Below are 24332 nucleotides of genomic sequence, written 5' to 3'. Positions count from 1 at the left end.
AAGGGGCCTCAGCCCCTTTTTTTATTGTTAATTTAGGCTCTTAAAGCCTTATCACCGCGGCCTATCCCCACCGCACCAGAGCGTACTAATTCTATAATATCGCTCTCATGTCTTAGCATATCTAAAAACGATTCAATTTTCTCAGAGCTACTAAGCAGTTGCAGGGTATAGCTTTGTTTACCCATGTCGATAATGGCGCCTTGATACACATCGGCAATACGCGTTACGGCGGCACGCATGGTTTCATCTCTTGCATATACTTTAACAAGTAACAGCTCTCTTTCAATATGCTGAACTTCAGTTAAGTCCTGAACTTTCAGCACATCTACCAGTTTATTGACTTGTTTGGTTATTTGCTCGACGACTCTATCGTCACCATGGGTGGTGATTGTAATACGCGACAAGGTTTGGTCGTCAGTCGTTCCAACCGTTAAGCTGTCAATGTTATAGGCTCGCTGTGAGAATAAGCCAACAATTCTTGATAATGCGCCAGGCTCATTTTCTAAAAGGATACTTAAGATTCTACGCATTATGCTTTCACTCCTTTTTTCAACCACATATCGTCAACTGCACCAAGCTTTATTTGCATAGGATAAACATGCTCTTTTTCGTCTACACGAATATCTAAAAATACCAATCTATCATTGATAGAGAATGCTTTTTCAAGTGCTTCGTCAAGTTGATCAGGGCTATCGACTTTAATGCCGATATGGCCATAACTTTCTGCCAGCGCAACAAAATCAGGTAAAGATTCCATGTAAGAGCTTGAATGGCGACCACCATATTGCATATCCTGCCATTGTCTCACCATCCCTAATGAACGGTTGTTCAACGAAATAATTTTCACTGCTAAACCATATTGCAAACATGTTGATAGCTCTTGAATATTCATTTGAATAGAACCATCACCGGTTACACACAGTACTTCATTTTCAGGAAAAGCCATTTTGACCCCCATTGCAGCAGGCAAGCCGAAGCCCATGGTGCCAAGGCCTCCTGAGTTAATCCATTGGCGCGGGTTTTTAAACGGGTAGTACTGGGCGGCAAACATCTGATGCTGGCCAACATCAGAGCATACGTAGGCATCGCCATTAGTAATCTCGTATACTTTCTCGATGACAGTTTGCGGTTTTAATACTTCAGGGTTGGTTTCATAAGCAAGACACTTTTGTGCTCTCCACTTTGTAATTTCTTCCCACCAAACCTCTTGTGCAGCTCGGTCAATGCGTTCTGAGCTAGCGTTAATTGCACTTAACAATTGATCAAATACAGTCGCAAGGCATCCAACTACTGGAATATGTGCTTTGATGGTTTTAGAAATAGAAGTAGGGTCAACATCTACATGCACAATGGTCGCATTTGGACAGAATTTTTTAACATTATTGGTAACACGATCATCAAATCTTGCACCTAGTGCTAAAATTACATCTGCATTGGCCATCGCTTTGTTCGCCTCAACACTGCCATGCATACCAAGCATGCCAATAAAGTTAGGGTGAGTGCCACTAATTCCACCTAACCCCATGAGGGTATTTGTGATGGGGGCGTTCAGAGTTTCTACCAGCTCTTTCAATTTATCTGATGTATCAGATAAAACAACGCCACCGCCAGAATAGATAACTAAACGCTTTGCATTTAAGATAGCTTCAACGGCTTTTTTTATCTGTTTTCCGTGACCTTTAACACTAGGGTTATAAGTACGCATTTCTATTTGATTAGGCATTTTAAACTCGAACTTTAACTGCGGATTTAAAATGTCTTTTGGTAATTCAACGACCACCGGACCTGGGCGACCAGAATTAGCGAGATAAAAAGCTTTGGCCAGAACCGTAGGGATCTCTTCTGCACTTCTGCAGTTGAAGCTATGCTTAACAATTGGTCTTGAACAACCAACGATATCGGTTTCTTGGAATGCATCATCACCAATCAGATTTGAAGGCACTTGCCCTGATAGTACGACCATTGGAATAGAATCCATGTATGCAGTGGCAATACCAGTAATACAGTTTGTTGCACCAGGGCCTGATGTTGCAAGCACGACGCCGACTTCACCAGTTGCCCTGGCATAGCCATCAGCCATATGTGTTGCAGCTTGTTCGTGCCTAACTAATACATGCTCAATGTCGCTTTGTTGAAATAATGCATCATATAGATCCAGTACTGACCCACCAGGGTAGCCAAATATATATTCTACTTCTAAAGCTTTTAAAGCTTTCACGACTAACTCTGAGCCGTTAAATTGCGTTTGTACCATCCTCATTCCTCGGTGCAATCGTAAAATTAAACAAAAAAAAACCCCGCAATTGCGGGGTTTCATCGTAAATCAAGTTAATACGTCCCCGCTGAGCTTTTGAATAAGACCAGTACGAGTACGACGTTTAAAGATAAATTAGAAATCATAACTTGAAATATAAATACTATTAAAATTTGAACAGAATTATTAAAGGTTTTTTATATGCATAAGTCAAGGTTGTTTAAACTAAAGTTGCATAAAAATTTCTATAAATTTATAGGAGGTGATGATTTGCTTGTTCTTGTGGTCTATTTTTAATGAGTGTATGAATAAAGTATTTTTCTGTGATTTTATCTTTGTACAGACGTATACACATTTGTAATGATAGTATCAAATTAATAGACAGATATCGGTGTACCGCATGAATTTAAAGCATTTTGTTTTACTAAATCTTGGCCTTTTATATAGCTTACAATCTTATGCTATGCCTGATTTATTACGATTAAATGAAGAAAGGGTTATCTATTGGGAAGAGAAGAAACTAGGTCGAGCCTTAAGCGAATATGAGAAAATGCAGTTATTAAATAATTATATATCTAAAAGCGGAAAGCCAAAATCAGTATCTTTAACAGCACCTTTCGAATTAGTGAAACCAACACTAAAACGCACAAAACAATTTGCACAAAATAACAACACTGATACGCTTCATAAAGTAAAAATTTTAGGTATTCTTGTAGATTTTCCTGATTTGAGGTCAAGTGATCCTAGACTCGAATTAAGCGATACAGATATGTTCTATAACAGTTATCCACCCGAACATTATCGTGATTTACTTTACTCTGTTGATGGCTTTAAAGGACCAAACGGAGAAACCTTCTCCAGTGCAAGACAATATTATCGTAATGTAACAGGAAACAACTTTGACCTAACGGGTAGCGTTTATGGTTGGGTTACTGCAAAAGAAAAGGCCGATTATTATGGTCGACAGAGTGGAGAAATTCGAGATGAGAATGTAGCTGAGTTGGTCATAGAAGCTGTTGAGGCTTTAGTTGCGCAAGGTGTTGACCTTTCTGAATACGATCAAAGTGATCTATACGACATTGATGGCGATGGTATTATCAATGAGCCAGATGGTGTGATTGACCATATTTTATTATTCCATTCAAGTATTGGCCAAGAAGCAGGTGGCGGTGTTTTAGGTGATAATGCGATCTGGTCGCACCGTTTTTTTGCAACAAATGGCTCAAATCAACCAGCTAATATATCAGGCTCAACTATCAAAGCGTTTAATTACACGATTAATCCGATTGATGCTGGGATTGGTGTAGTAGTTCATGAATTTGGTCATGATTTAGGTTTGCCAGATGAGTACGATTTAAAAGACATAGAGATTGGTGAACCTGTTGCTAATTGGTCAGTCATGTCAAGTGGCAGTTGGATGGGCGAAGTCAGAGGTTCGACTCCTGTCATGTTCAGCCCGAAAAACTTGGATTTTTTGCAAAATCGTTTTGGTGGAAATTGGGTCAACCAAAAATCGCTTGAATTAACCTCTATTGATGGCTCTGCAAATCTTAATTTGAGCCATGCAAGTGCTTTTAACGAATCCACGAACCAAATCAAGATTAATTTACCATCTTTTCTTGAAGACTTTATCGTGCCAAGTTCAGGCGCATTTCAATATTATTCGGGTGATGGTAATAATCTTAATAATCAAATGTCATTTAAGGTGTCATTACCAGAATCTAATCAATTAACGTTAAAAATGAAGAGTAAGTTTAGTATTGAATCTGATTACGATATTTTTCAAGTGTATGTAAATTCTGAGCCATTAGCTGGTAACGTAACGAAAACAACTCACCCAAACTACCCAGGTGTAAGGCATTACATCGATGGAAGTTCGGCAACGACCGATGTAAAAAATGCAGATTTTATAGAGTTAACATATGATCTTACTTCTTACTCTAATCAACAAGTAACCATTACATTTGTTTATCAAACAGATACTGCGATTTCTTTTTTTGGAATAGTAATCGACGACATAACCATATCTTCACCACAAGAAGTCATACTAAGTGACAACGCTGAAAGTGATAACAGTAACCAGTTCAGCGGTTTCAGAAAAATAGGGCGATATAAAGCAGGCAACGAACATGCTTACTATCTACAATTGAGGAGTTATCAAGGCATAGATAAAGGCTTACAGTATGCACAATACCCAGCTGGTTTGACGCTTTGGTATTCTAATGAAAACTATGAGAATAATAACACATCAGAACATCAAGGCTTTGGTGACTTACTAATTATAGATACTGATCAGAGACCTATATTAAAGTCTAACGGTAATGATGTTGCTCGTTCAGCGATACAAGTTCGTGATGCGGCCATGCGACTGACACCACAATCAGAAGGACTAGGAGACAACGACCTTTCGTCAGTGAGCTTTTTTGATGATAGTTTAGATTATACTTTCAAATTACAGCCTGAGTCTGGTGTTCAGGTGCCTAAATATGGCTTAAAAATAGAACTTATTGATATATCAGAATCTTTCGTTAATGCTGAAGTTCAAATTGCTTATACACCTGGACAAACAGACATAAGTTACGCCATCAACGATAAGCAAGTACGTTTTTCCGCAAGTGGCTTTATATTTTCTGAGACAGATATATTTACTTGGGAATTTTCGGATGGGCAATCAAGTGAAGTTCTACATCCCACGATTCAATTTGAACAATATCAAAAATATACGGTTAAATTCACACAACGCAAAGAAAATGGTCAAGTTCATAGTGTCGAAACAGAAATTAATTTGAGTAAACCATTAGTGATAACAGAAGTTGACTTAGCACATGTAAATGGTGTTTTGACAGGTAAAGTATCTTATGATGGAGGCACTGAACCATATAATATCGAATGGGATATGGGAGATGGCAATAACTTAAGTGGTGAAGAAATATCCCATAGTTATTCACTGAGCGGGTCTTACATGATTAAAGTTACTATGACTGATGGCAATAATAATGCAGTTTCAAAATCTAATCAGATTACTTTATCCGTCCCTCTTGAGATAACTACTTTAGTGACAACGAATGGTCTACAGTTATCTGTTAAAGCAACATCGTCTGGCGGTACAGGAAGTTATAGTGTTAGCTGGGACTTCGGTGATGGTAACCAAGGCAATGGTGAAAGTGTGTCACACACCTATTCTACGAGTGGTCAGTTTAATGTCACAGCAACATTAACAGACAATGAGAGTAATAAAACGAAGACTGAAATAATAACTGTGACAGTTACTGAAAATCAAAGTGAAGAGTCGAGTTCTGGCGGTAGTATGTTTGTTCTTTTATTGTCAGGCTTATTAATGTTAAGAAGGTTTAAATTTTAATCATAAAGAAAGAGCTGCCTTAGGCAGCTCTTCGAGTTATTAAACAAGAATTAATGTAAGCTTCATTCTTTATTAAAGACGGTCTATTACAGCTTGTGTGAAATCTGTAGTACCGTGATTACCACCTAAATCACGCGTAGTTCTGTCACCTGTTTTAATCACATCAGCTACTGCATTACGGATACGGTCGGCTGTTTCACCCATTTCTAAGTATTCAAGCATTTGGATTGACGCTAAGATTACCGAAGTTGGGTTTGCAAGGTTTTTACCTGCAATGTCAGGCGCACTACCGTGAACTGCTTCAAAAATAGCAGCATTTTCACCAATGTTTGCGCCAGGTGCCATACCTAGACCACCCACTAAACCAGCACATAGGTCTGATAAGATGTCGCCAAATAGGTTAGTTGTTACGATTACATCGAATTCTTCAGGTGTCATAACAAGTTTCATACATGTTGCATCAACAATCATCTCAGCAGATTCGATATCTGGGTAACGCTCACCGACTTCACGTGCAACTTTAAGGAATAAACCTGAAGTTGATTTCAAGATATTCGCTTTGTGAACTGCTGTTACTTTTTTACGACCTTCGCGACGTGCTAGCTCGTATGCAAATGTAACAATTTTCTCTGCTCCATCACGTGTGATCTTTGACATTGCTTCTGCTTCATTACCATCTTCAGAAACAACCTGACCAAGACCTGAGTACATGCCCTGTGTGTTTTCACGAATAGTAATAATGTCAATGTCGTCGTAACGTGCTTTTGTACCTGCAAAAGATTTTACCGGGCGAACGTTCGCGTATAAGCCAAACTGCTTACGTAGTGTTACATTGATTGAAGTGAAACCTTCACCAACAGGTGTAGTTAATGGGCCTTTTAAAGTGATCTTATTTTTCTCGATTACTTCTAGTGTTTCTTTAGGTAGAAGCTCACCTGTTTTTTCTAGTGCAGTTAAACCTGCATCAACAAATTCATAATCAAAATCACAGCCTGCAGCGTTTAAGATCTCAATTGCTGAATCAATAATGCTTGGACCGATACCATCGCCCTTGATCACAGTGATAGTTTGCTTTGCCATTATGGTTTCCTTTATCAATATATTTTTCACACCTAGCCACTTGGGCACTAAATACAGAGTGTAGTAAACAAAGAAGGAAGGTGTGTGTTCGCTTGAAAAATTAAGCGCGTTTTATATCAATTTATGCAATCTTATGCCAGCAAGTAATGAAAATTAGGCATAATCACTATTTATATTTGTCATTGATAATATTTATAGAATAAATATTACTCAATGACACAATGTGGCGATAGGTCTAGGAGAGCTAGTTTGAATACATCAATATTTTCCCACTCGAAGTGTTTAAGGACATCTGTTGTGGTCTGTTTTTGCCAAGGTGTTCCTAAATCAATATCAAATAGTGTTGTCATTGCCAAATACTTAATAGCAACAAATTCTTTGTCTACGTCATTCAACTGACTTTTAGTCTTTGTCTCAGTATTTAACAGTGCGCGATGTGAAAATGATTGAGAAAAGTAATTGCTCACATAATCTATTAATGAATCATGTTGGTAATCCTTTAGCCCAAATAATTGTGCAATTGAGAGTGGTTTACTCGAAAATTCATCTTCATCTTTTTGAATAAAACGCATCATTTTTTCAGGGTGTTGATGAAGTAAGAAGTAAATAAAAGCGGCGAAAGGGCAGAGATAAAATTCAAACTTCTCACTGTGCTTTTTACTTATTAATAGGGTAATAACTTTATTAATGTGCGCGTATTTATTAATAATATCAGAGGCAAATGGGTGACTAATATTTGCAATCATGGTTTCTAGCAATACACGCTGGCATAGTAAAGCAGCTGTATCTAACCCCACCATTGTTAAGCTATGCCTCAAACTCCCAGCTTTTTGTCCTTGACGATTATATTGCTTTGCTGCAGTTCTTAGTGCTTGCTCTATATGTTCAAAATTAGTAACGACTTTTTCTAGCTGTTTAAAGTCAGGGTATTTAGTGTTTCCGAGCTTTGCAATAGACTTAAGGTTTTCACTATCGTTAAAAGTTTTAACTTTTATTTCAGGTAACTGTTCATTAAACCAGATTTTATAAAGGAGAATAGGATCACTGATAATTTGACTTCGGTATTCACCAATGATGGGCTGAGATGTTCTGATGATCCTTCTGGCTTCATCTTCTATCATTAGCGCAAGATAATGGACATTACCGTTTTTTGCTAAAACAATACATTGCTCATTCTTATAAGACACAGCAAGCCCTGAAGGGTGTGCAACAAGTTGTGCACTTAATTTACATAATGCATTCTGTGCGAACTCGTTATAACAGCTTAAATAGAGTGATTTTATCGCTTGATTAAGGCTAAACGTTTTTACTTTTGGTCTAGGTGTAATTGCTTTGGCAATGCGCATCGCAATTGCAACGATAATGCTTGGATTATCATAAAGAGGTATTGCATTAATACCCGTAATGGCTGAGGCATATTTATCTAAACGGGCGAGTATTCTTTGTACTTGTCCTGTGGGCACATTACCTTTATTCAGCATTTTCACAGCGAGTGCATGTCGGTTTTGAACTAACCTTAGAGCCTGCTTCGTTAGGTGTTGCCCAGCAGCAAGTTTATTAGTTTCATTTGATGTGCAAATTTGGTCAGATATGGCCGCGATTACTAATGATTCTGTGATTTCTTTATTAAAATTTAGTGCGTGACAGATTGAAGTAACAAGTATGCATTGATTTACAACCAGGTTGGTGGTGTACCCTTGATGTTTTGCGTAAAAGTGAAGGTGAGCATGTAATGCACCAGGTTGTTGACTGTAACACTGAACAAACCTTTCAGCCAGTTGCGTAATACTTGGATATATAACAGGCCATTTTTCTTTATTGTAGTAGAGCCTTAGAACTTGATGTGAATGCTCAAAGAGCCTTTTTAATTGTGTAGCAGATGCTTTCACGGTGGCATTATTCTCCACTTATTTTTGTATATTCAAGAGTTGCATTATCACCCCAAACTAGCAAAATACCATTTTTAAATAGGAGGCCCGTGCACTCGTCTTGAGTTGTAATGCCATCAGATTTAACAAGTTGTGTTCTATAGTAAACAATTTGAAAAACATTATCTTGTTGCTTAGACACATAGGTCAGATCAGGGCTTCCCAGTGTTTCAAGAACTTCCTCTAATGGCATTACTTCAGATTCATCAAGTTTTGAAATAAAGCGGTTATTGAATGCCTCTCTATCTTGCCAGATCATAGCTTGAGGGTCATCTTTATAGAAATTGATCACTAGCATGACAATACTTGCATAAACAGCAAGGCCTAAAATTATGTATTGCAGTACTTTTTTGATCATGACAAGTCCAAGAGATTAATCCAAGCCAGTATATCAAAGTCTTCAAGAGTTAAAACTTTATTAGATAATTAACGGGTAACTCTCAAGTCTTGTAGATTAAAGCCTAAATGTATATCTGTTCTCAATGAAACCAAATTCTTACTGGTAATAAAATCATCTACACCAGAGTGGATCTTTTGCTTTTCACCGGGTTTTAGCGATTTGTAAGCTAAAATATTTTCAAAATCACCACATTCGTATAATAATCTTTGTGCTGTCTTTAAACCAATTCCAGCTATACCTGGTACATCATTTGTTTTATCACCTGCCATAGCCCAAAGTTCAGTAAGTTGATGCTTTTCGACTTTAAATTTATCTTTTATTTGCTTTGTATCAATCCAGGTTTTTTTAAAATAATCGTATATTCTAATGCTTGAGGAAAGGTGAGGAAAAAAGCCTTTATCTGTTGAGGCTATCACTACATTTACGTTTGCAGCAGCTGCCTTAGTTGCAAGAGTTGCAATGACATCGTCAGCTTCATCGTGATCTGGTCTATAAACGGGTATGCCAGTTTCTTCAAATGCCTTTTCAATAATCTGCATGTTGCTAGACAAGATTTCAGGCATAGGTTTTCTTGCTACTTTATATTTGTCGTAGTAGTGATACCGCCAACTTCCATCACCATCGAACACAGCTATCGCATGTGTTGCTGAAGTAAGATTTAATAACTTATTGACGGCTGAAGAAACCCGCTGAGCTGTATTATTTACAGCGGTAATATCTTCTTGGTTTGGTTCAATTGCAAAAATGCGCCGAACGAGGTTCAGCGCATCGATTAGTACTAAGGTATTACTCATTTATTCACTACATAACACGGCGTATATTTACTGCCAGGTAATTTCATACGACCTTGTTCTACAAATGCTTGTAACAGGGTGTCCATTTTTTCCATTAATGTGGTTTCACCATGAAGCTGATAAGGACCATGCTTTTTGATTTCTCTAATGCCTTCATCTTTAACATTACCTGCGACAATCCCAGAAAATGCTCTACGCAAATCAGCAGCCAGAAACTCTTTATTCTGATCTAAAGACAGGTTCAAATTAGCCATGTTTTCATGAGTTGGATCAAATGGCATTTGGAACTGGTGCTCAATTTTTAGCGTCCAGTTAAAATAATAAGCATCGCCCTGAGATTTTCTATATTCCCTAACTTTAGGCATAGCTTGCTTGAGAGTGACAGCAACTTTTTTTGGATCGCCAACAATCACTTCAAACTTACTTAAAGCTTCTTCACCGAGCGTATCTTCAACAAATTGGCAGATTTCTTTGAAATAATCAGCTGATGACTCAGGACCTGTTAAAATAACGGGCAGGCATTGTTTTTGATTATCAGGGTGTAACAGTATGCCTAATAGATATAGAAGCTCTTCAGCTGTACCCGCACCACCAGGGAAAATGATAATGCCATGAGCTGTTCTGACAAATGCTTCTAAACGTTTTTCGATATCGGGTAATATAACGAGCTCATTAACGATAGGGTTAGGGGGCTCTGCGGCGATAATACTCGGTTCAGTTAGGCCTAAATAACGGTTACTAGTAATACGTTGTTTTGCATGACCAATGGTTGCGCCTTTCATAGGGCCTTTCATTGCCCCAGGTCCACAGCCGGTACAAATATTTAGCCCGCGTAAGCCTAGTTCATATCCGACTTCTTTTGTGTATTTATACTCGATTTCACTGATTGAATGACCGCCCCAACAAACAATCATATTTGGATCTGTATTAACAGGTAACGCAGAAGCATTCCTGAGCATATCAAAGACCATATGAGTAATTTGTTGCTCGTCTTCAGTTGGCTCATGGCGTTGATAAATAAATAACAAATCACGGATTACAGAAAATATATGCTCGTGAATACCTGTGATTATTTTTCCATCTACAAAGGCAGTTTCGGGGGGGGTGTCTAACTCAATTTTTATACCGCGCTCTCTAGCGATGAGTTTTACATCAAAATCTTGGTATTTGTCGTAGATTTCACTGCTAGAATCAGTATGACTTCCTACGTTTAATACTGCTAATACGCAGTTTCTAAAAAGTTTATACCTTTCTGTACTTGAAGAGGCTTGTAAAAGGTCGACTTCAAGCTTTGAAAGCAAATTAAGTACGCCAGTTGGATTTAGTTGGACTTGCATAGGCATTCTCCTTGTTATTTACGAATGCAAAGGCGATCTCTACCACTGTTTTTTGCTTCGTAAAGTGCATCATCAGCTCTATCAAAAGCTGCCAAAGGTGTATCACCTTTTTTAAATTGCGTCGCTCCTAAAGACACAGTTATTTGTACTTGCTTATCTTTAAACTTAAATGGAATTGCTTTAATGGTATTCCTAATCTTTTCTAATGGCGCTTTGGCATGAGTCAAAGGCATACCAGGCATTAATAAAACAAACTCTTCACCACCATAACGGGCAATAAAATCAGATTTACGTATTGCTTTCTTTAAAGCTCTAGCGATTACTTGTAGTGTTTTATCACCAGCGCTATGGCCATATTGGTCGTTGATTGATTTAAAGAAATCGACATCTATAACAACTAATGTCGTTTCATTACCATGCTGTTCGAACATGTGAAACTCTTGATTAAATCTATCATCAAACGCTGCACGGTTAGGTAGTTTTGTTAAGCCGTCTAGCAAGCTTTTAAATTGCTGTTCTGAAAGCTTTTTCTTATAAGTATTAACTTTAGTCTCTAAAACATTAATACGTGAATTAATTTGCTCAAAACTGGCGAGTAAGTCCGCTTTATCTTTTTGTTCTAATTCTTCACGTTTGACTAAGTCTTGTCTCAAAAGCTTTAACTCACCGTCAACCAGTTCTTTTAAATCGGAAATGGATGTCGCTTTTTGCGTTTGTTCATTTAAAAGTTTGATCTTAGTCTCAATTTGTTTATTTAGACCTGAAAGCTCGGCACTCATATGCTTAGTCGAATTGGTCGTACTAAGAATAGATGCATGGAGCTCTTCTAATGTTTGATTCAGTGAAACTAAAAAACCTTGAGCAGATTGACGCTCTCTGGCAATGCTATTGGCAATTATCTCTATGATAGCAATCGCACAATCAAGTAATACATCGACTTCTGCAGACTGAGATAGTGTCGTTTTAATATCAATGACTTCTTTAGATACATCGTCTTCGAATGTAATTTCATTGGCTAAGGTTAATAATTCACTAGCCAATTCTGGTTTTTGCACTGTTATTGGTTTTGCTGTTACGTCAGAGCTTGTTTTAACAGCTAACACTTTTTGATAAATGCCAATGAGCTTCTCAAAAACTGGCAAAAATTCATAACTGACATTTACTTCAGTCAATTCATGATCTAATAAGTTACGTAGTTTGCGGCGAGTATCATCTGGGATACCTTTGAGTTTTTGTAATTGTCTACCTGCGTCAGAAATACTGTTTGAAAGCTTTTGATGATTTTCAGCGTTTACAGATTCTTGATTTTTAAGGGATAGGGTAATGGTGTTAATAAGAGGAGCTAAATCATCAAAGCTGACGCCTTTACTAAGCGCTTGTCTAAATTTAGCCAAAAGATTATCTAGAGCAACATCTTGACCTTTACTACTCACTGCGAGCTTCGCAGCAAAATTACTCAGAGTCTGTATTTGATCTTTATGCGCATTCTCGAGCTCAGCTCGTGCTTTAACTGCTTGTTTTAGTTTTTTTTCTATTAGCGCATCTTTATTGGTCACAAATTTCGCCATCTATAAATTCATTAACACTTTAAGTTTACAACAATTATCTCATTTTTGAAGGCAATTTGTTTGTTACATATCACAACAAGCCTGATGATATGTAGTTTATCTCTTTTATTAAACTTTATAAGGGGAGTTTGTTATTCTTTTCTTATACTTTTCTATGAATATTATAAATACCAGTATGAAAAAAATTACACTCTCTCTTCTTGCTGCTTTTACAGCTTTTCCTGCATTTTCCGATGTGGAATATAAATTATCGATACATGAACCTGAGCATCATCTCGGTGATGTTAAAGTAACTTTTCCGAAAACAGCTCAAGCACATTTAGATGTGCATCTCCCAGACTGGCGCACGGGTCGCTATGAAATTTTAGACCTTGCCAATGGTATTCGTTTTTTTAATGCAAAAAGTGAAAACGGCGAAGATCTTAAATGGAAAAAGATTGATAAAAATACATGGCGCGTACATTTAAATGAGCCAACAGAAGTCAACATTTCATACCAAGTTTATGCGAATCAATTGGGCATGCGTTCTCGTCATATTGATGATAGCCACGCATTTATTGATGCATCAGGCTTCTTTATGTTCAGTGATTCATATAGACAAGAGCCTGTAACTGTCGACTTAGATGTACCAAAAGGGTGGCGATCAGTTTCTGGAATGGATTTCGCAGATGACAAGCATAGTTTTAAAGCTGACAACTATGATGTTTTATTAGATTCTCCTATTGAGACAGGCATTAACGACTTATATAAATTTAAGGTCGATGACCGTAAGTACGAACTCGTTATTTGGGGCGAGGGCAATTACGATGTTGAATTAATGCTTTCTGATCTCAAAAAGCTTGTTAAGACAGGCAGCTTAATTTGGCATGACTATCCTTATGAACGTTATGTATTTATGGTTCATGCGACTAGCGGCGCACGCGGTGCGACTGAGCATTTAAACTCTACAATAATCCAAAGGCATAGAGATTCGTTTGCTAAGCGTGATGATTATATTGGTTTCATTGCAACGGCTGCGCACGAATTTATCCATACGTGGAATGTAAAAAACTACCGTCCAGCAGGCTTAGTGCCATACGATTACATTGCACCTAATTATTCTGATTTGTTGTGGTTGTCTGAAGGTTCAACCAGTTATTTAGAAAATTACTTACTATTGAGTGCTGGAATAACGACTAATGAAGAGTTTTATAAAGATCTCAATAAAACAATTTCACGTCATTTAAAAACGCCTGGTAGAGAAGTGCAATCTGCTGCTGAAACAAGTTTTGATAAGTGGATCAACGCAGGTGGCGACCATGGGCGTAACTTCAGTACCAATATTTACTCAGAAGGGTCATTAGTGTCACTAGCACTAGATATTGACTTACTAGATAAAAGTGAAGGTAAAGTAAGTTATAGAGATGTGCATTCAGAACTATATAAACAGTTTAAACTACCAAAGAGCTTTAATAGCCAAGATGTTCAGAATATTTTAAAGCAAATTTCAGGTCGGGATTATTCAAACTGGTGGAAAAATAATGTTGAATCACCGATCAGCATTGACTTTGATGCGCTGCTTGCAATTGTTGGCTTAGAATATACACGCCCAGACAATAGCAAAGCCGTTGCTGGTTTGGATGTGATGGCAAAATCTAATGGCGAGCTACTTATTTTAAATCATGTAGCGAGAGAAAGTTCTGCATGGCAAGGTGGTTTAACAGCCGGAGATAAGTTAGTTGCTTTAGATGGACGTCAAGTACGTAAGTCATTAAAAGAGACGCTGGCTTTGTTTGAGCCAGAGCAAGAAGTTACTGCAAGCTTTATTAGACGTCATCAACTTATGACGACAAAAATAAAGCTTACATCTGACTTTGATAAACCTAAAAAGGTGAAAGCAGTTAATGCCCCGACTGAACGTCAGGCTAAATTGTATAAAGCATGGACGGGTGTAGAACATCCAAATGCGTTCTAATTTTCACTTTTAAAATAATAAAAAAGCCCAAGTTATTTTAATCACTTGGGCTTTTTTATTTTTAGATGATAATTAACCAAAACTAAGGTTAATTACTTGTGACGCTGCTCAAGCGTATTAATTACATCTTTTAGATTTAGCTCGCAGCGCTGCAATAAAACCGTTAGGTGATAAAGCAAGTCAGCTGACTCATTTAGCAATTCTTCTTTGTCGTTTTTCATTGCGGCTAGTGCGACTTCAACACCTTCCTCGCCCACTTTTTGACAACTACGGCTCAAGTCTTTGGCAAACAATGATGCTGTATAGCTTGATGCTGGATCTGCATCTTTGCGTTCAAAAATCACATTTTCAAGCGTAGCTAAAAAAGCCAAATCAGGTTTTGCGTCACCAAAGCAACTTGTAGTGCCTAAATGACATGTTGGTCCTTTAGGCGTTGCTAATACTAAAATAGAGTCATAATCACAGTCTGTATGGGCTTCAACGAGTTCTAGATAGTTTTCTGACGTTTCACCTTTTGTCCATAAACGCTGCTTTGAACGAGAATAGAAGGTAACTAGCCCTTTTTCGAAAGTCATTGCAATGGCCGCTTCATCCATAAAACCTTGCATTAAAATTTGCCCAGTTGATGCATCTTGGATAATTGCAGGCAGCATATCGGACTTTTTAAAATCAAGTTTTGATAAGTTATCTTTAGTTAGTTGCATAATCTAGCTGCGACCCCATTGTTTGTTAAGTATTGTTTAAGTTCGTTTATGTCTATAACGTTTTTGTGGAATACACTGGCAGCGAGTGCACCGTCTACTTGGCTCTGCTTAAATACATCAACAAAGTCTTGCATGGTACCTGCACCACCTGATGCAATAAGTGGCACGTCACAAATGGTTCTTATCTCTGATAGCTGTTTGTTGTCATAGCCTTTTCGTACACCGTCTTGATTCATGCAGTTTAATACAATTTCACCAGCGCCCAAGTCTTGCACGCGTTTCACCCACTCTTGTGTTTTATATCGAGTTCTAGATGACGCATTTGGATCGCCAGTAAGCTGATAAACAAGATATTGATCTGTTCCTACGTCATAAAAGCTGTCGATACCCACGACCACGCATTGTTTACCAAATTCATCATGTAATTCTTTAATGAGTTCAGGTCTGTGTATTGCAGGGCTATTGATACTTATTTTATCAGCACCACTTTCAAGTACTTTTGCTGCATCTGCAACAGACTTGATACCACCAGCAACACAAAACGGAATATCGATGTGACGGGCGATTTGCTCTACCCAAGTGACATCTAATAATCGTTTTTCAACACTGGCAGAAATTTCATAGAACACTAGCTCGTCAGCACCGGCATTACTGTAAAGCTCAGCAAGTTCGAGTACCTCACCGACAACTTCGTGGCCTTTGAATTTTACGCCTTTGACCACTTGACCATTTTTTACATCAAGACAAGGAATTATGCGTTTTGATAACATGCAAGTGCCTCCTCAACTGTAAAAACACCATCAAGTAGTGATTTCCCTAATATGACACCGCCTACACCAATTTTAGCGAGTCGCTTAATGTCGTCTAATGAACTCACCCCACCAGAGGCTTGTACTTTTATGTTGTTATTGTGTGCAACGATTTCTTCATACAAGGCAAAAGAGGGGCCTGTCATAGTGCCGTCCTTACTGATGTCCGTACATAAAAAGTCAACAACTCCTAATTCCACATAAAAGTCGAGTAGGGTGAATAAGTCTTTGTCGGCATCGCTTAACCAACCATGTGTTGCAGGTGCCCAACCAGATCCGGTTTTGTTCACATCCAGTGCAATGACAAATTTTTCAGGGCCAAACTCTTTGATCCACTCTGCAACTTGCGTTTGTTGATCTACGGCCATTGACCCAATAACAACTTGAGCCGCGCCAGCTTCAATCCATTGTTTTACATCTTCATAGCTGCGTACGCCGCCACCGACTTGGTAAGGAACGTTTAATGCTTTTGTTGCTGCTTGAATTTGTTGCCACTGTTTCTTTTGCGGATCACGAGCGCCTTCTAAATCTACTAAATGTAATTTTTCTGCGCCTGAGTTTTGGTAGGCAAGCAGACGCTCACCTAATTCAAATGGATAGAACTGGGCTGTGTCGTATTTACCTTGGTAGAGGCGAACAATTTGATTTTGTAGTACATCTAAAGCTGGAATTATCATGTTAACCTCTGCCTATACATTCCAATTTAAAAAGTTTGTTAAAAGCTTTGCGCCGACTTGTGCACTTTTTTCAGGGTGAAATTGCATACCTGCGTAGTTGTCTTTACAGACGATGGCAGAAAATGTTTGACCATATGCACCAGATGCTAAGGTGTGGTCGTTTACACTGTGCGCAAAGCTATGCACAAAGTAGACTTGATCTTGTGCAGTGATCCCTTGTGTTAACGCGTGAGGTTTTTCAATACTTAAATTATTCCAGCCCATATGCGGTGCAGTTAAATTGCCTACTTCGAGCTGCGTAACTACGCCTGGAATCTTGTCTAAGCAGTTAACGTCGCCTTCAGAGGTTTTCTCACACAAAAGCTGCATACCTAAACATATGCCCATCAAGGGATTTTGATATTCATCGATGGCTTGCTGCCAACCATTATCAAGCAAACGTTTCATGGCAACAGACGCATGGCCAACACCAGGAAGTATTGCTCTATCAAATTGTGCTAATTGTTCAGGAGCAGTAATAATTTCAGGGTTAGCACCTAATCGGTCAAATGCAAAACGTACAGAGTTTATATTGGCACAGCCGGTGTTTATAATGGCTATCATAAACACCCCTTAGAGCTTGCTGTTAATTGGCTCGCATCTTTTTGGATTGCCACACGTAATGCTCTTGAGAAAGCTTTAAATAACCCTTCTACTTGGTGGTGACAGTTACCCTCAGAAACAGATAAGATCAAACTCACAGCAGCATTATCAGAGAACGATTTAAAAAAGTGCTCAACCATTTGCACATCTAAGTCCCCGACTTTTTCACGGGAGAAATCAGCATTAAGTACAAATGAGGCGCGGCCCGATAAATCAATCTGACATTCAGCTTTACATTCATCCATTGGCAGCGCAAAACCATAACGGTTAATTTGCGTTTTTGTACCAAGGGCTTGTTTCACAACTTGGCCAAGAGCAATACCAATATCTTCAACTAAGTGGTGTTCGTCGATGTGTAAGTCACCAGAGGCTTTAATATTTAGATAGATATTGGCGTGTGTTCTAATTTGATCCAACATGTGATCAAAAAAACCTAAACCGGTAGAAATTTCGCCGCTTACGCCTTGGTCAAGATTAACAGCAACATCAATTTGAGTTTCTTTGGTGTTGCGTGTTACTGATGCTTCACGATTTTGAGTGGTTAACTGAGTCACTATTTGCGGCCAATCACCTTCGTACAAAATACCTTGAATACACAAGTTATCAGCAAGGCCTAAATCAGTTTGACGGTCGCCAATGACATAAGATTTAGCAAGGTCGACTTTACCTGAACGCATTAATTCTGTAAGCAAGCCTGTTTTAGGTTTTCGACAATTACAGTTATCTTCATCAAAGTGTGGGCAGATCAACACGTCATCGAACTTGATCCCTTGTGATGAAAAAATTTCCATCATCTTGTCTTGTGCAATATCGAAGTCAGCGGTTGGGAAGCTATCAGTGCCTAAGCCATCTTGGTTTGACACCATGACTAAGCGGTAACCTGCAGCTTGAAGCTGTAAAAGCGCAGGAATGACATTTGGCAGTAATACTAGCTTTTCTAGACTGTCGACTTGTTTATCCGTGATTGGTTCATCAATTAAGGTGCCGTCTCGGTCGATAAATAGATATGGTTGACTCATTTTTATTCCTTACTACTTAGAGGCCATTCAGCCAGTCGGTGACTTGTTGTAATTCTTGCTCTGTGCCAATCGAGATTCTGATCCAATCATCTTGATCGAATAATACAAATGGGCGCATTATCAAACCAGATTGCATGGCAACATCAATGGCTGCTTTGTCTTTTAAACGGATAGTCACAAAGTTTGCAAAGCTGTCTAAAACAGTGATTACTTGCTTATTGTTTTTAAGCGCCAACGAAAGCTCAGCTTTCGCTGCGTTTAAAATTTGCACTTGGCGTTTTACTTGGGTGATGGCATCTTTACTTAATGCTTGTGCTGCAATCGCAGCAACCACAGTCGAAACTGGATATGGCGCAATGACCTTTTTGACTACGTTCAATAATTCGCTGTTAGAAAGCATGAAGCCCGTTCTTAAACCCGCTAAGGCAAACGCTTTAGAAAGAGTTCTCAAGACAACCACATTATTGAAATCTTGTAACAGACTTACAGAAGAATATGCTTCGCAAAATTCAATATACGCTTCATCTACTACAACAATGGCCTTATCAGACAATTCATCCGCAATTTCAGCAATTTTCTCTACAGGTAAAATTGCGCCGGTTGGATTATTTGGATTACAAATAAAAACCAGTTTTGATTGCGCACACGCTTCACTAATTGCGGTTTTATCGTCATTAATGAGTTGCTCTTGGCTCAATACATTTAATGCGACATTGTGTGTATCAGCCGTGACTTTATACATGCCGTAAGTTGGTGCAAAAATGCTGATTGAATCTTTGCCCGGCTCGCAGAAAGTTCTAACTAAAAGCTCAATTCCTTCGTCAGCACCGCGTGTCATTAATACATTTTCTTCGCTAACACCTGCATAATCAGCGTATGCCTCAATCACTGCTTGTGGTTGTGGATCAGGATAACGATTCAAGTTATCTACACTTACGTCAAAAGTTTTAGCATACGGGCTTTCATTGGCATTTAACCAAGTTGAGCCCGTTAGTTTCATGCTTTTAGCTGAGCTATACGCTTTTAGCTCATTGATGTTCTTTGGTAACAGCGTGGTGATCACATCACTCATTTACAAGTTCTCCAAACGCACTTTAACGGCATTGGCGTGTGCGTCTAATCCTTCTGCATCAGCAAGCGGCAAAATCGCTTTGCTCAAATTCACTAAACCCGAAGGGGTAATACTTTGCACAGTATATGTTCTATAGAAGTCCATTAAATTAAGACTTGAGTAGACTTTACTGTAGCCATAAGTTGGTAATACGTGATTTGTGCCAGAGGCATAGTCCCCCGCAGATTCAGGCGTATAATCACCAACAAACACTGAGCCTGCATTTTTAACTAACCCGACATATTGGTCGGCTTGGTCAATTTGTAAAATAAGGTGTTCAGGACCATATTTGGCAGAAACGTCAAATGCCTGTGCCATGTCATCGACTAATATCAAGGCACTGTTCTCTAGCGCCGCACGTGCGATATCAGCACGCGATAAGCTTTCAAGCTGAAGCTCTATTTGCTCCTGTGTTAGGGCGATTATTTCTTCACTATTACACACAAGTAGAACTTGAGAGTCTCGTCCGTGCTCTGCCTGAGAGAGTAAATCAGCGGCGATAAAAGCTGAGTTTGCACGCTCATCAGCAATGACCATAACTTCAGAAGGGCCTGCAGGCATATCAATCGCAAACCCAGGAACAGACTGACTCAGCAGTTGTTTTGCCATGGTCACATAGCTGTTACCCGGGCCAAATACTTTGTTTACTTTAGGAACCGACTCGGTGCCATACGCCATAGCGGCGATAACACCCGCACCGCCACTTTCAACGATAGTGGTGATCCCGCAAAGCTTAGCTGCATATAAAATGGCAGGGTGGATGCGCTCATTACCATTTACTGGCGTTGCTAATACCACAGTTTTGGCGCCAGATAATTGCGCACACACGCCTTGCATTAAAACAGAGGAAGGCAGTGGCGCACTGCCGCCCGGTATATAAAGACCAATAGCATCGATGGCTTCAAATTTTAATTCACACACCACGCCCGGTGCGGTTTCAATCTTTTTAGACATCGGTTGTTGCTGTTGGTGAAACGCTTTGATGTTGCTATAAGCTAAATCAATGGCTTGTTTTAAAGACGGTTCGAGCAAGCCTTCACTTTTCACTATTTCTTCGCTCGGTACACGTAAACGAGGTTGTTCACGTTTGTCGAACTTTTTAGCAAACTTAAGTAATGCGTTGTCACCGTTAGCAATAACATCATCAATAATCGCTTGTGTTTGCTTCTCAATCGACTCACTGGCTGTAACTGCAGGTCTTTCTAAAATTGCAGCTTGTGCTGATTGAGAACCCTCATTCCACTTGAACACAGTTGTTACTCCATCATTTTTTCAATTGGCATAACGAGGATAGAGTTTGCACCAAGTGCTTTTAACTCTTCCATGGTTTCCCAGAATAGTGTCTCGCTGCTAACCATGTGTAACGCCACATAATCGTCAGAGCCAGCAAGTGATAATAGGGTAGGCTGACCAGTACCTGGCAGTAGTTCACACACTTCGGTTAATTTTGCTTTCGGTGCGTGCAACATGATGTACTTGCTCTCTTTGGCTTGCTTAACCCCTTTTAAGCGCGGCATTAATTTATTGATTAGTGCAAGCTTATCTTCATCGTTCAGTTTTGGATTTTGAATAAGGCATGCATTTGATTCAAGGATCGTATCACCTTGCATTAAGCCATTGGCTTCAAGAGTTGCACCAGTTGAAACAAGGTCACAAATTGCATCGGCAAGGCCTGCACGAGGAGCGACTTCTACAGAGCCAGTTAGCATTACCGCGCTCGCATTTATACCTTCACGCTTTAAATAGCCTTTTAGGATTTCAGGGTAAGTTGTTGCAATACGCTTGCCTTCAAACCATGACTTATCTTGTGGACCAAGTTCTTGTGGCCATGCCAATGCCAGTCGACAATAACCAAAGTCTAATTTTGAAAGTTTAAGTACTTCAGAATATTGGTTTAGACTCTGACGCTCAGCTTGTGTTTCTTCAAGTACGTTTTCGCCAACGATACCTAGATCACATACGCCGTCCATAACAAGACCAGGAATATCATCATCACGAACACGTAAAACGTCGATAGGCATATTGGTTGAGTGAGCAATTAGGCGTTGTTCACGTAGGTTTAATTTAACACCTAGTTGCTTGAGAAGTTCTTGGCAATCTTTTGAAAGTCTGCCTGATTTTTGAATTGCGATTCTTAAACGGTTGTTAGTACTCATAATTTATATCCTTTGTTCTAAAACGAAAAACCCCGAGGGAACCTCGGGGCGATATAAATTCTGAGTTTGGTCGCCGGGAGGTTCCTTTTAGGAATAACCCACCAGCGAAATACCTGACAGGCTATTCGGGTGTATGATGGTGATGATGAATAGTTGTCAGTGTAATAAACATGTAAATTCTCTTAATCAATTTTGATAACGCAATTAGGAAAACATATTTTACGGTTTCAGTGCAACTAAAATTTTGAATTTTTTAAAGTATAAATTATAACGGTCGATAATAAGGAGTAGGTACAAGCTTGCAGGAGGATATAATGGATGCATTTAAACCTTTGTTAAATAACATAATTAGGCTTGAGGTGTCACATAAGCCGACTTTCTATGTTGCAGGTGTTATCGATAATAAAGTTGAAAAAATAAAACTCGATAAAGCCAAAAAAGAAGACGTAAAAAGAAAATCCAATGAGCAATCACCCAATAAAAAGCAAAAAGAAAATGAAAACGACAAGGAAGATGGCAAGCATTTAGATGTATGGGCGTAACAGATTAGTTATGTTTTCGAACACTCGGTTGCTCATCTAAACACTAAACCGTACAATTGCAAAAAACACTGTTGTAGTCACTTCTTGCAAATTAAAACGCTTTTTTCAGAATCAGGTCCATTAGCTTTAAATATTCCTGGATATAAACCAAGACAGCCTCAAATTGATATGGCTGAGATGGTGCATGCCGCAATAGAAAATAAATCTCAATGTGTAGTCGAGGCAGGAACAGGTACCGGTAAAACATTCGCGTATTTAATTCCAGTGTTACTCAGCGAAAAAAAATCGATCATTACTACTGGCTCTAAAGCACTACAAGAGCAGCTTTATCATCGAGACTTGCCGCAACTTACTAAAATTCTGAATAAAGGTCGAAAAGTTGCTCTATTAAAAGGGCGTGCAAATTATCTTTGTACCTATCGACTTGAGCAGCATGTCGCACATGTGCCAACCGATGACCCTGATGTGATGCATCAACTAGCCATGGTTGCAAAGTTTGCCTCTCAAACTAATACGGGTGATTTAGCCGATTGTGTTGGAATTGAAGAGGATGCCAAAGTATTACCTTATGTAAATTCAACGGCTGATAACTGTTTAGGCAAGGAGTGTCCTGATTACGCTGAATGCTACATTAGAAAAGCACGTATTAAAGCCATGGAGGCAGATATTGTTGTGATAAATCATCACTTATTTTTTGCTGATATGGCGGTGAAAGATTCAGGCTTTGCAGAGCTTATGCCGGACGCTGACAATTATATTTTTGATGAAGCACACCAAATTCCAGAAATAGCCAGTGATTATTTTGGCGACAGTATAAGTACCAAACAGCTGGTGGCGTTGATCAATGATTTGCGTTTGATCTATCGCTCTGATATTCCAGATATGTTGCAATTGGGCAATACACTTAATAAGTTAGAAACGGCAGTTGCCGATCTTCGACTTGCTTTTGCTGGTGAGGGCTCACGGGGGGATTGGCGAGAATCTTTAACAAGCAAAACCATTTGTGATGCGTTGCATCGTGTTATTTCAGATTTGGATTTTTTGTATAAAGTCTTAAAACTTTGCCTTGATAGGAGCGACAAAATTGAACACCCATTTGAAAAGGTCTTGCAGTTTAAAAAACAATTAGAGCGCGCATTTGATACCACACAAACGGGTTACAGCTATTGGTACGAGACAACTAGACGTTTCTTAACAATCAATATCACACCCTTAAACGTCGCAAATAAATTCAAAGAAATTATAGAACGTACCCAAGCGAGTTTTACGTTCGCGTCAGCGACCTTATCAGTAAATGATTCGTTAGATCATTTTAATAAGAGTTTGGGCTTAAAACCTAAGCATCAATTATTGGTCGAAAGTCCCTTTGATTATGAAAATCAGGCGGTGTTATGTATGCCTAGATATTTGCCGGAAACCAGTGATGATATGATGCCGCATAATTTAGTAAAACTCGCCAAAGAGCTTATAAAGGCAGCAAAAGGGCGTACATTCTTACTTTTCACCAGTTACCGAGTCATGCACTTAGTTTACGAGGGGCTAAGCACTGCCACTGAATATCCTGTGTTTATGCAGGGCCAATCGTCTAAACGGATCATTCTAGAGCAGTTTATTCGACACGGAAACGCGGTATTAATGGGCACAGCTTCTTTTTGGGAAGGAGTTGATGTACGTGGTGATGCGCTCAGTTGTGTGTTAATTGATAAACTGCCTTTTACATCACCTGACGACCCATTATTACAAGCTAGAATGAAAGATTGTGAATTAACCGGTGGTGAGCCTTTTGAAGACATTCAATTACCTCAAGCAATCATTAACCTTAAGCAAGGTGTTGGCCGTTTAATTCGAGATCACAGTGATAAAGGTGTACTTGTCATTTGCGATAACCGTCTAGTTACGCGAAAATATGGGCAGACATTTTTACAAAGCTTACCTAATATGCGCCGCACAAGAGATTTCCAAAGCGCATTACAGTTTTTAGAGAACATAGAATAAT

Annotated in this window: 20 protein-coding genes; 4 read left to right on the top strand and 16 right to left on the bottom strand. The window is 38.9% G+C overall.

The window, feature by feature from the left end; translation table 11 throughout:
• Positions 1-32 precede the first annotated feature (32 nt).
• Together ilvN and ACGHEH_RS07620 are read right to left on the bottom strand one after the other, a co-directional pair.
• Entirely contained in the window at positions 33-530 is a 498-nt protein-coding gene (gene ilvN / locus ACGHEH_RS07625) for an acetolactate synthase small subunit (RefSeq protein WP_138479431.1), read from the bottom strand.
• The gene (locus tag ACGHEH_RS07620) at positions 530-2254 is read right to left on the bottom strand and encodes an acetolactate synthase 3 large subunit (RefSeq protein ID WP_390443574.1); all 1725 of its coding nucleotides are present in this window, start codon (positions 2252-2254) and stop codon (positions 530-532) included. Before ACGHEH_RS07620 ends, ilvN begins: the two co-directional genes overlap by 1 nt.
• 400 nt (positions 2255-2654) lie before the next feature.
• Here ACGHEH_RS07620 and ACGHEH_RS07615 point away from each other — a divergent pair, with 400 nt between their 5' ends.
• The gene (locus ACGHEH_RS07615; protein WP_390443571.1) at positions 2655-5615 is read left to right on the top strand and encodes an immune inhibitor A domain-containing protein; all 2961 of its coding nucleotides are present in this window, start codon (positions 2655-2657) and stop codon (positions 5613-5615) included.
• A 72-nt stretch (positions 5616-5687) separates the two neighbouring features.
• Here the strand turns inward: ACGHEH_RS07615 and ACGHEH_RS07610 are convergent, their stop codons facing one another.
• The 6 genes from ACGHEH_RS07610 to ACGHEH_RS07585 form a co-directional block, all read right to left on the bottom strand.
• On the bottom strand, positions 5688-6695 hold the full coding sequence (locus tag ACGHEH_RS07610; RefSeq protein ID WP_390443568.1) for an isocitrate dehydrogenase: 1008 nt from the start codon (positions 6693-6695) through the stop codon (positions 5688-5690).
• 206 nt (positions 6696-6901) lie between these two features.
• Entirely contained in the window at positions 6902-8584 is a 1683-nt protein-coding gene (locus tag ACGHEH_RS07605; protein WP_390443566.1) for a hypothetical protein, read from the bottom strand.
• Between the two features lie 7 nt (positions 8585-8591).
• On the bottom strand, positions 8592-8981 hold the full coding sequence (locus tag ACGHEH_RS07600; RefSeq protein ID WP_390443564.1) for a DUF3192 domain-containing protein: 390 nt from the start codon (positions 8979-8981) through the stop codon (positions 8592-8594).
• A gap of 68 nt (positions 8982-9049) precedes the next feature.
• Entirely contained in the window at positions 9050-9817 is a 768-nt protein-coding gene (gene xni, locus ACGHEH_RS07595; protein WP_390443562.1) for a flap endonuclease Xni, read from the bottom strand.
• Positions 9814-11154, bottom strand: coding sequence for a nucleotide 5'-monophosphate nucleosidase PpnN (gene ppnN, locus ACGHEH_RS07590; RefSeq protein WP_390443559.1), 1341 nt, complete (start codon positions 11152-11154; stop codon positions 9814-9816). The genes xni and ppnN overlap by 4 nt, the downstream gene beginning before the upstream one ends.
• Before the next feature lie 14 nt (positions 11155-11168).
• Entirely contained in the window at positions 11169-12710 is a 1542-nt protein-coding gene (locus tag ACGHEH_RS07585) for a GGDEF domain-containing protein (protein WP_390444179.1), read from the bottom strand.
• A 187-nt stretch (positions 12711-12897) separates the two neighbouring features.
• On the opposite strand from ACGHEH_RS07585, the gene ACGHEH_RS07580 reads away from it, so the two are divergent.
• Positions 12898-14676: a M61 family metallopeptidase gene (locus ACGHEH_RS07580; protein ID WP_390443557.1), complete on the top strand. Its 1779-nt coding sequence runs from the start codon at positions 12898-12900 to the stop codon at positions 14674-14676.
• 92 nt (positions 14677-14768) lie between these two features.
• Here ACGHEH_RS07580 and hisIE read toward each other — a convergent pair whose 3' ends face one another.
• Genes hisIE through hisG form a run of 8 tightly spaced genes read right to left on the bottom strand, consistent with a single transcriptional unit; the run spans position 14769 to position 21794 of the window.
• Positions 14769-15380 (bottom strand): bifunctional phosphoribosyl-AMP cyclohydrolase/phosphoribosyl-ATP diphosphatase HisIE, encoded by a 612-nt coding sequence (gene hisIE / locus ACGHEH_RS07575; RefSeq protein ID WP_390443555.1) that lies wholly within the window; start codon positions 15378-15380, stop codon positions 14769-14771.
• The gene (gene hisF, locus ACGHEH_RS07570) at positions 15371-16150 is read right to left on the bottom strand and encodes an imidazole glycerol phosphate synthase subunit HisF (protein ID WP_390443552.1); all 780 of its coding nucleotides are present in this window, start codon (positions 16148-16150) and stop codon (positions 15371-15373) included. The genes hisIE and hisF overlap by 10 nt, the downstream gene beginning before the upstream one ends.
• Positions 16132-16866, bottom strand: a complete 735-nt coding sequence (locus ACGHEH_RS07565; RefSeq protein WP_390443549.1) for a 1-(5-phosphoribosyl)-5-[(5-phosphoribosylamino)methylideneamino] imidazole-4-carboxamide isomerase — start codon at positions 16864-16866, stop codon at positions 16132-16134. The genes hisF and ACGHEH_RS07565 overlap by 19 nt, the downstream gene beginning before the upstream one ends.
• A gap of 12 nt (positions 16867-16878) precedes the next feature.
• Positions 16879-17469 (bottom strand): imidazole glycerol phosphate synthase subunit HisH, encoded by a 591-nt coding sequence (hisH, locus tag ACGHEH_RS07560; RefSeq protein ID WP_390443546.1) that lies wholly within the window; start codon positions 17467-17469, stop codon positions 16879-16881.
• Positions 17466-18527: a bifunctional histidinol-phosphatase/imidazoleglycerol-phosphate dehydratase HisB gene (gene hisB, locus ACGHEH_RS07555; protein WP_390443544.1), complete on the bottom strand. Its 1062-nt coding sequence runs from the start codon at positions 18525-18527 to the stop codon at positions 17466-17468. The genes hisH and hisB overlap by 4 nt, the downstream gene beginning before the upstream one ends.
• Before the next feature lie 16 nt (positions 18528-18543).
• Positions 18544-19599: a histidinol-phosphate transaminase gene (gene hisC, locus ACGHEH_RS07550; protein WP_390443541.1), complete on the bottom strand. Its 1056-nt coding sequence runs from the start codon at positions 19597-19599 to the stop codon at positions 18544-18546.
• Entirely contained in the window at positions 19600-20889 is a 1290-nt protein-coding gene (gene hisD / locus ACGHEH_RS07545) for a histidinol dehydrogenase (RefSeq protein WP_390443539.1), read from the bottom strand.
• Between the two features lie 5 nt (positions 20890-20894).
• On the bottom strand, positions 20895-21794 hold the full coding sequence (gene hisG / locus ACGHEH_RS07540; protein WP_058032502.1) for an ATP phosphoribosyltransferase: 900 nt from the start codon (positions 21792-21794) through the stop codon (positions 20895-20897).
• Between the two features lie 314 nt (positions 21795-22108).
• Between hisG and ACGHEH_RS07535 the strand changes: the two genes are divergently transcribed.
• Both ACGHEH_RS07535 and ACGHEH_RS07530 read left to right on the top strand, forming a co-directional pair.
• Positions 22109-22336, top strand: a complete 228-nt coding sequence (locus ACGHEH_RS07535; protein ID WP_390443535.1) for a hypothetical protein — start codon at positions 22109-22111, stop codon at positions 22334-22336.
• An 84-nt stretch (positions 22337-22420) separates the two neighbouring features.
• On the top strand, positions 22421-24331 hold the full coding sequence (locus tag ACGHEH_RS07530; protein ID WP_390443533.1) for an ATP-dependent DNA helicase: 1911 nt from the start codon (positions 22421-22423) through the stop codon (positions 24329-24331).
• The last annotated feature ends 1 nt before the right edge of the window (position 24332 follow it).

The sequence above is a fragment of the Pseudoalteromonas sp. MTN2-4 genome, assembly GCF_042848605.1.
Lineage (GTDB): Bacteria > Pseudomonadota > Gammaproteobacteria > Enterobacterales > Alteromonadaceae > Pseudoalteromonas.
The sequence above is the reverse complement of the archived record's forward strand: the minus strand, read 5'-3'. Positions and strand labels throughout refer to the sequence as shown.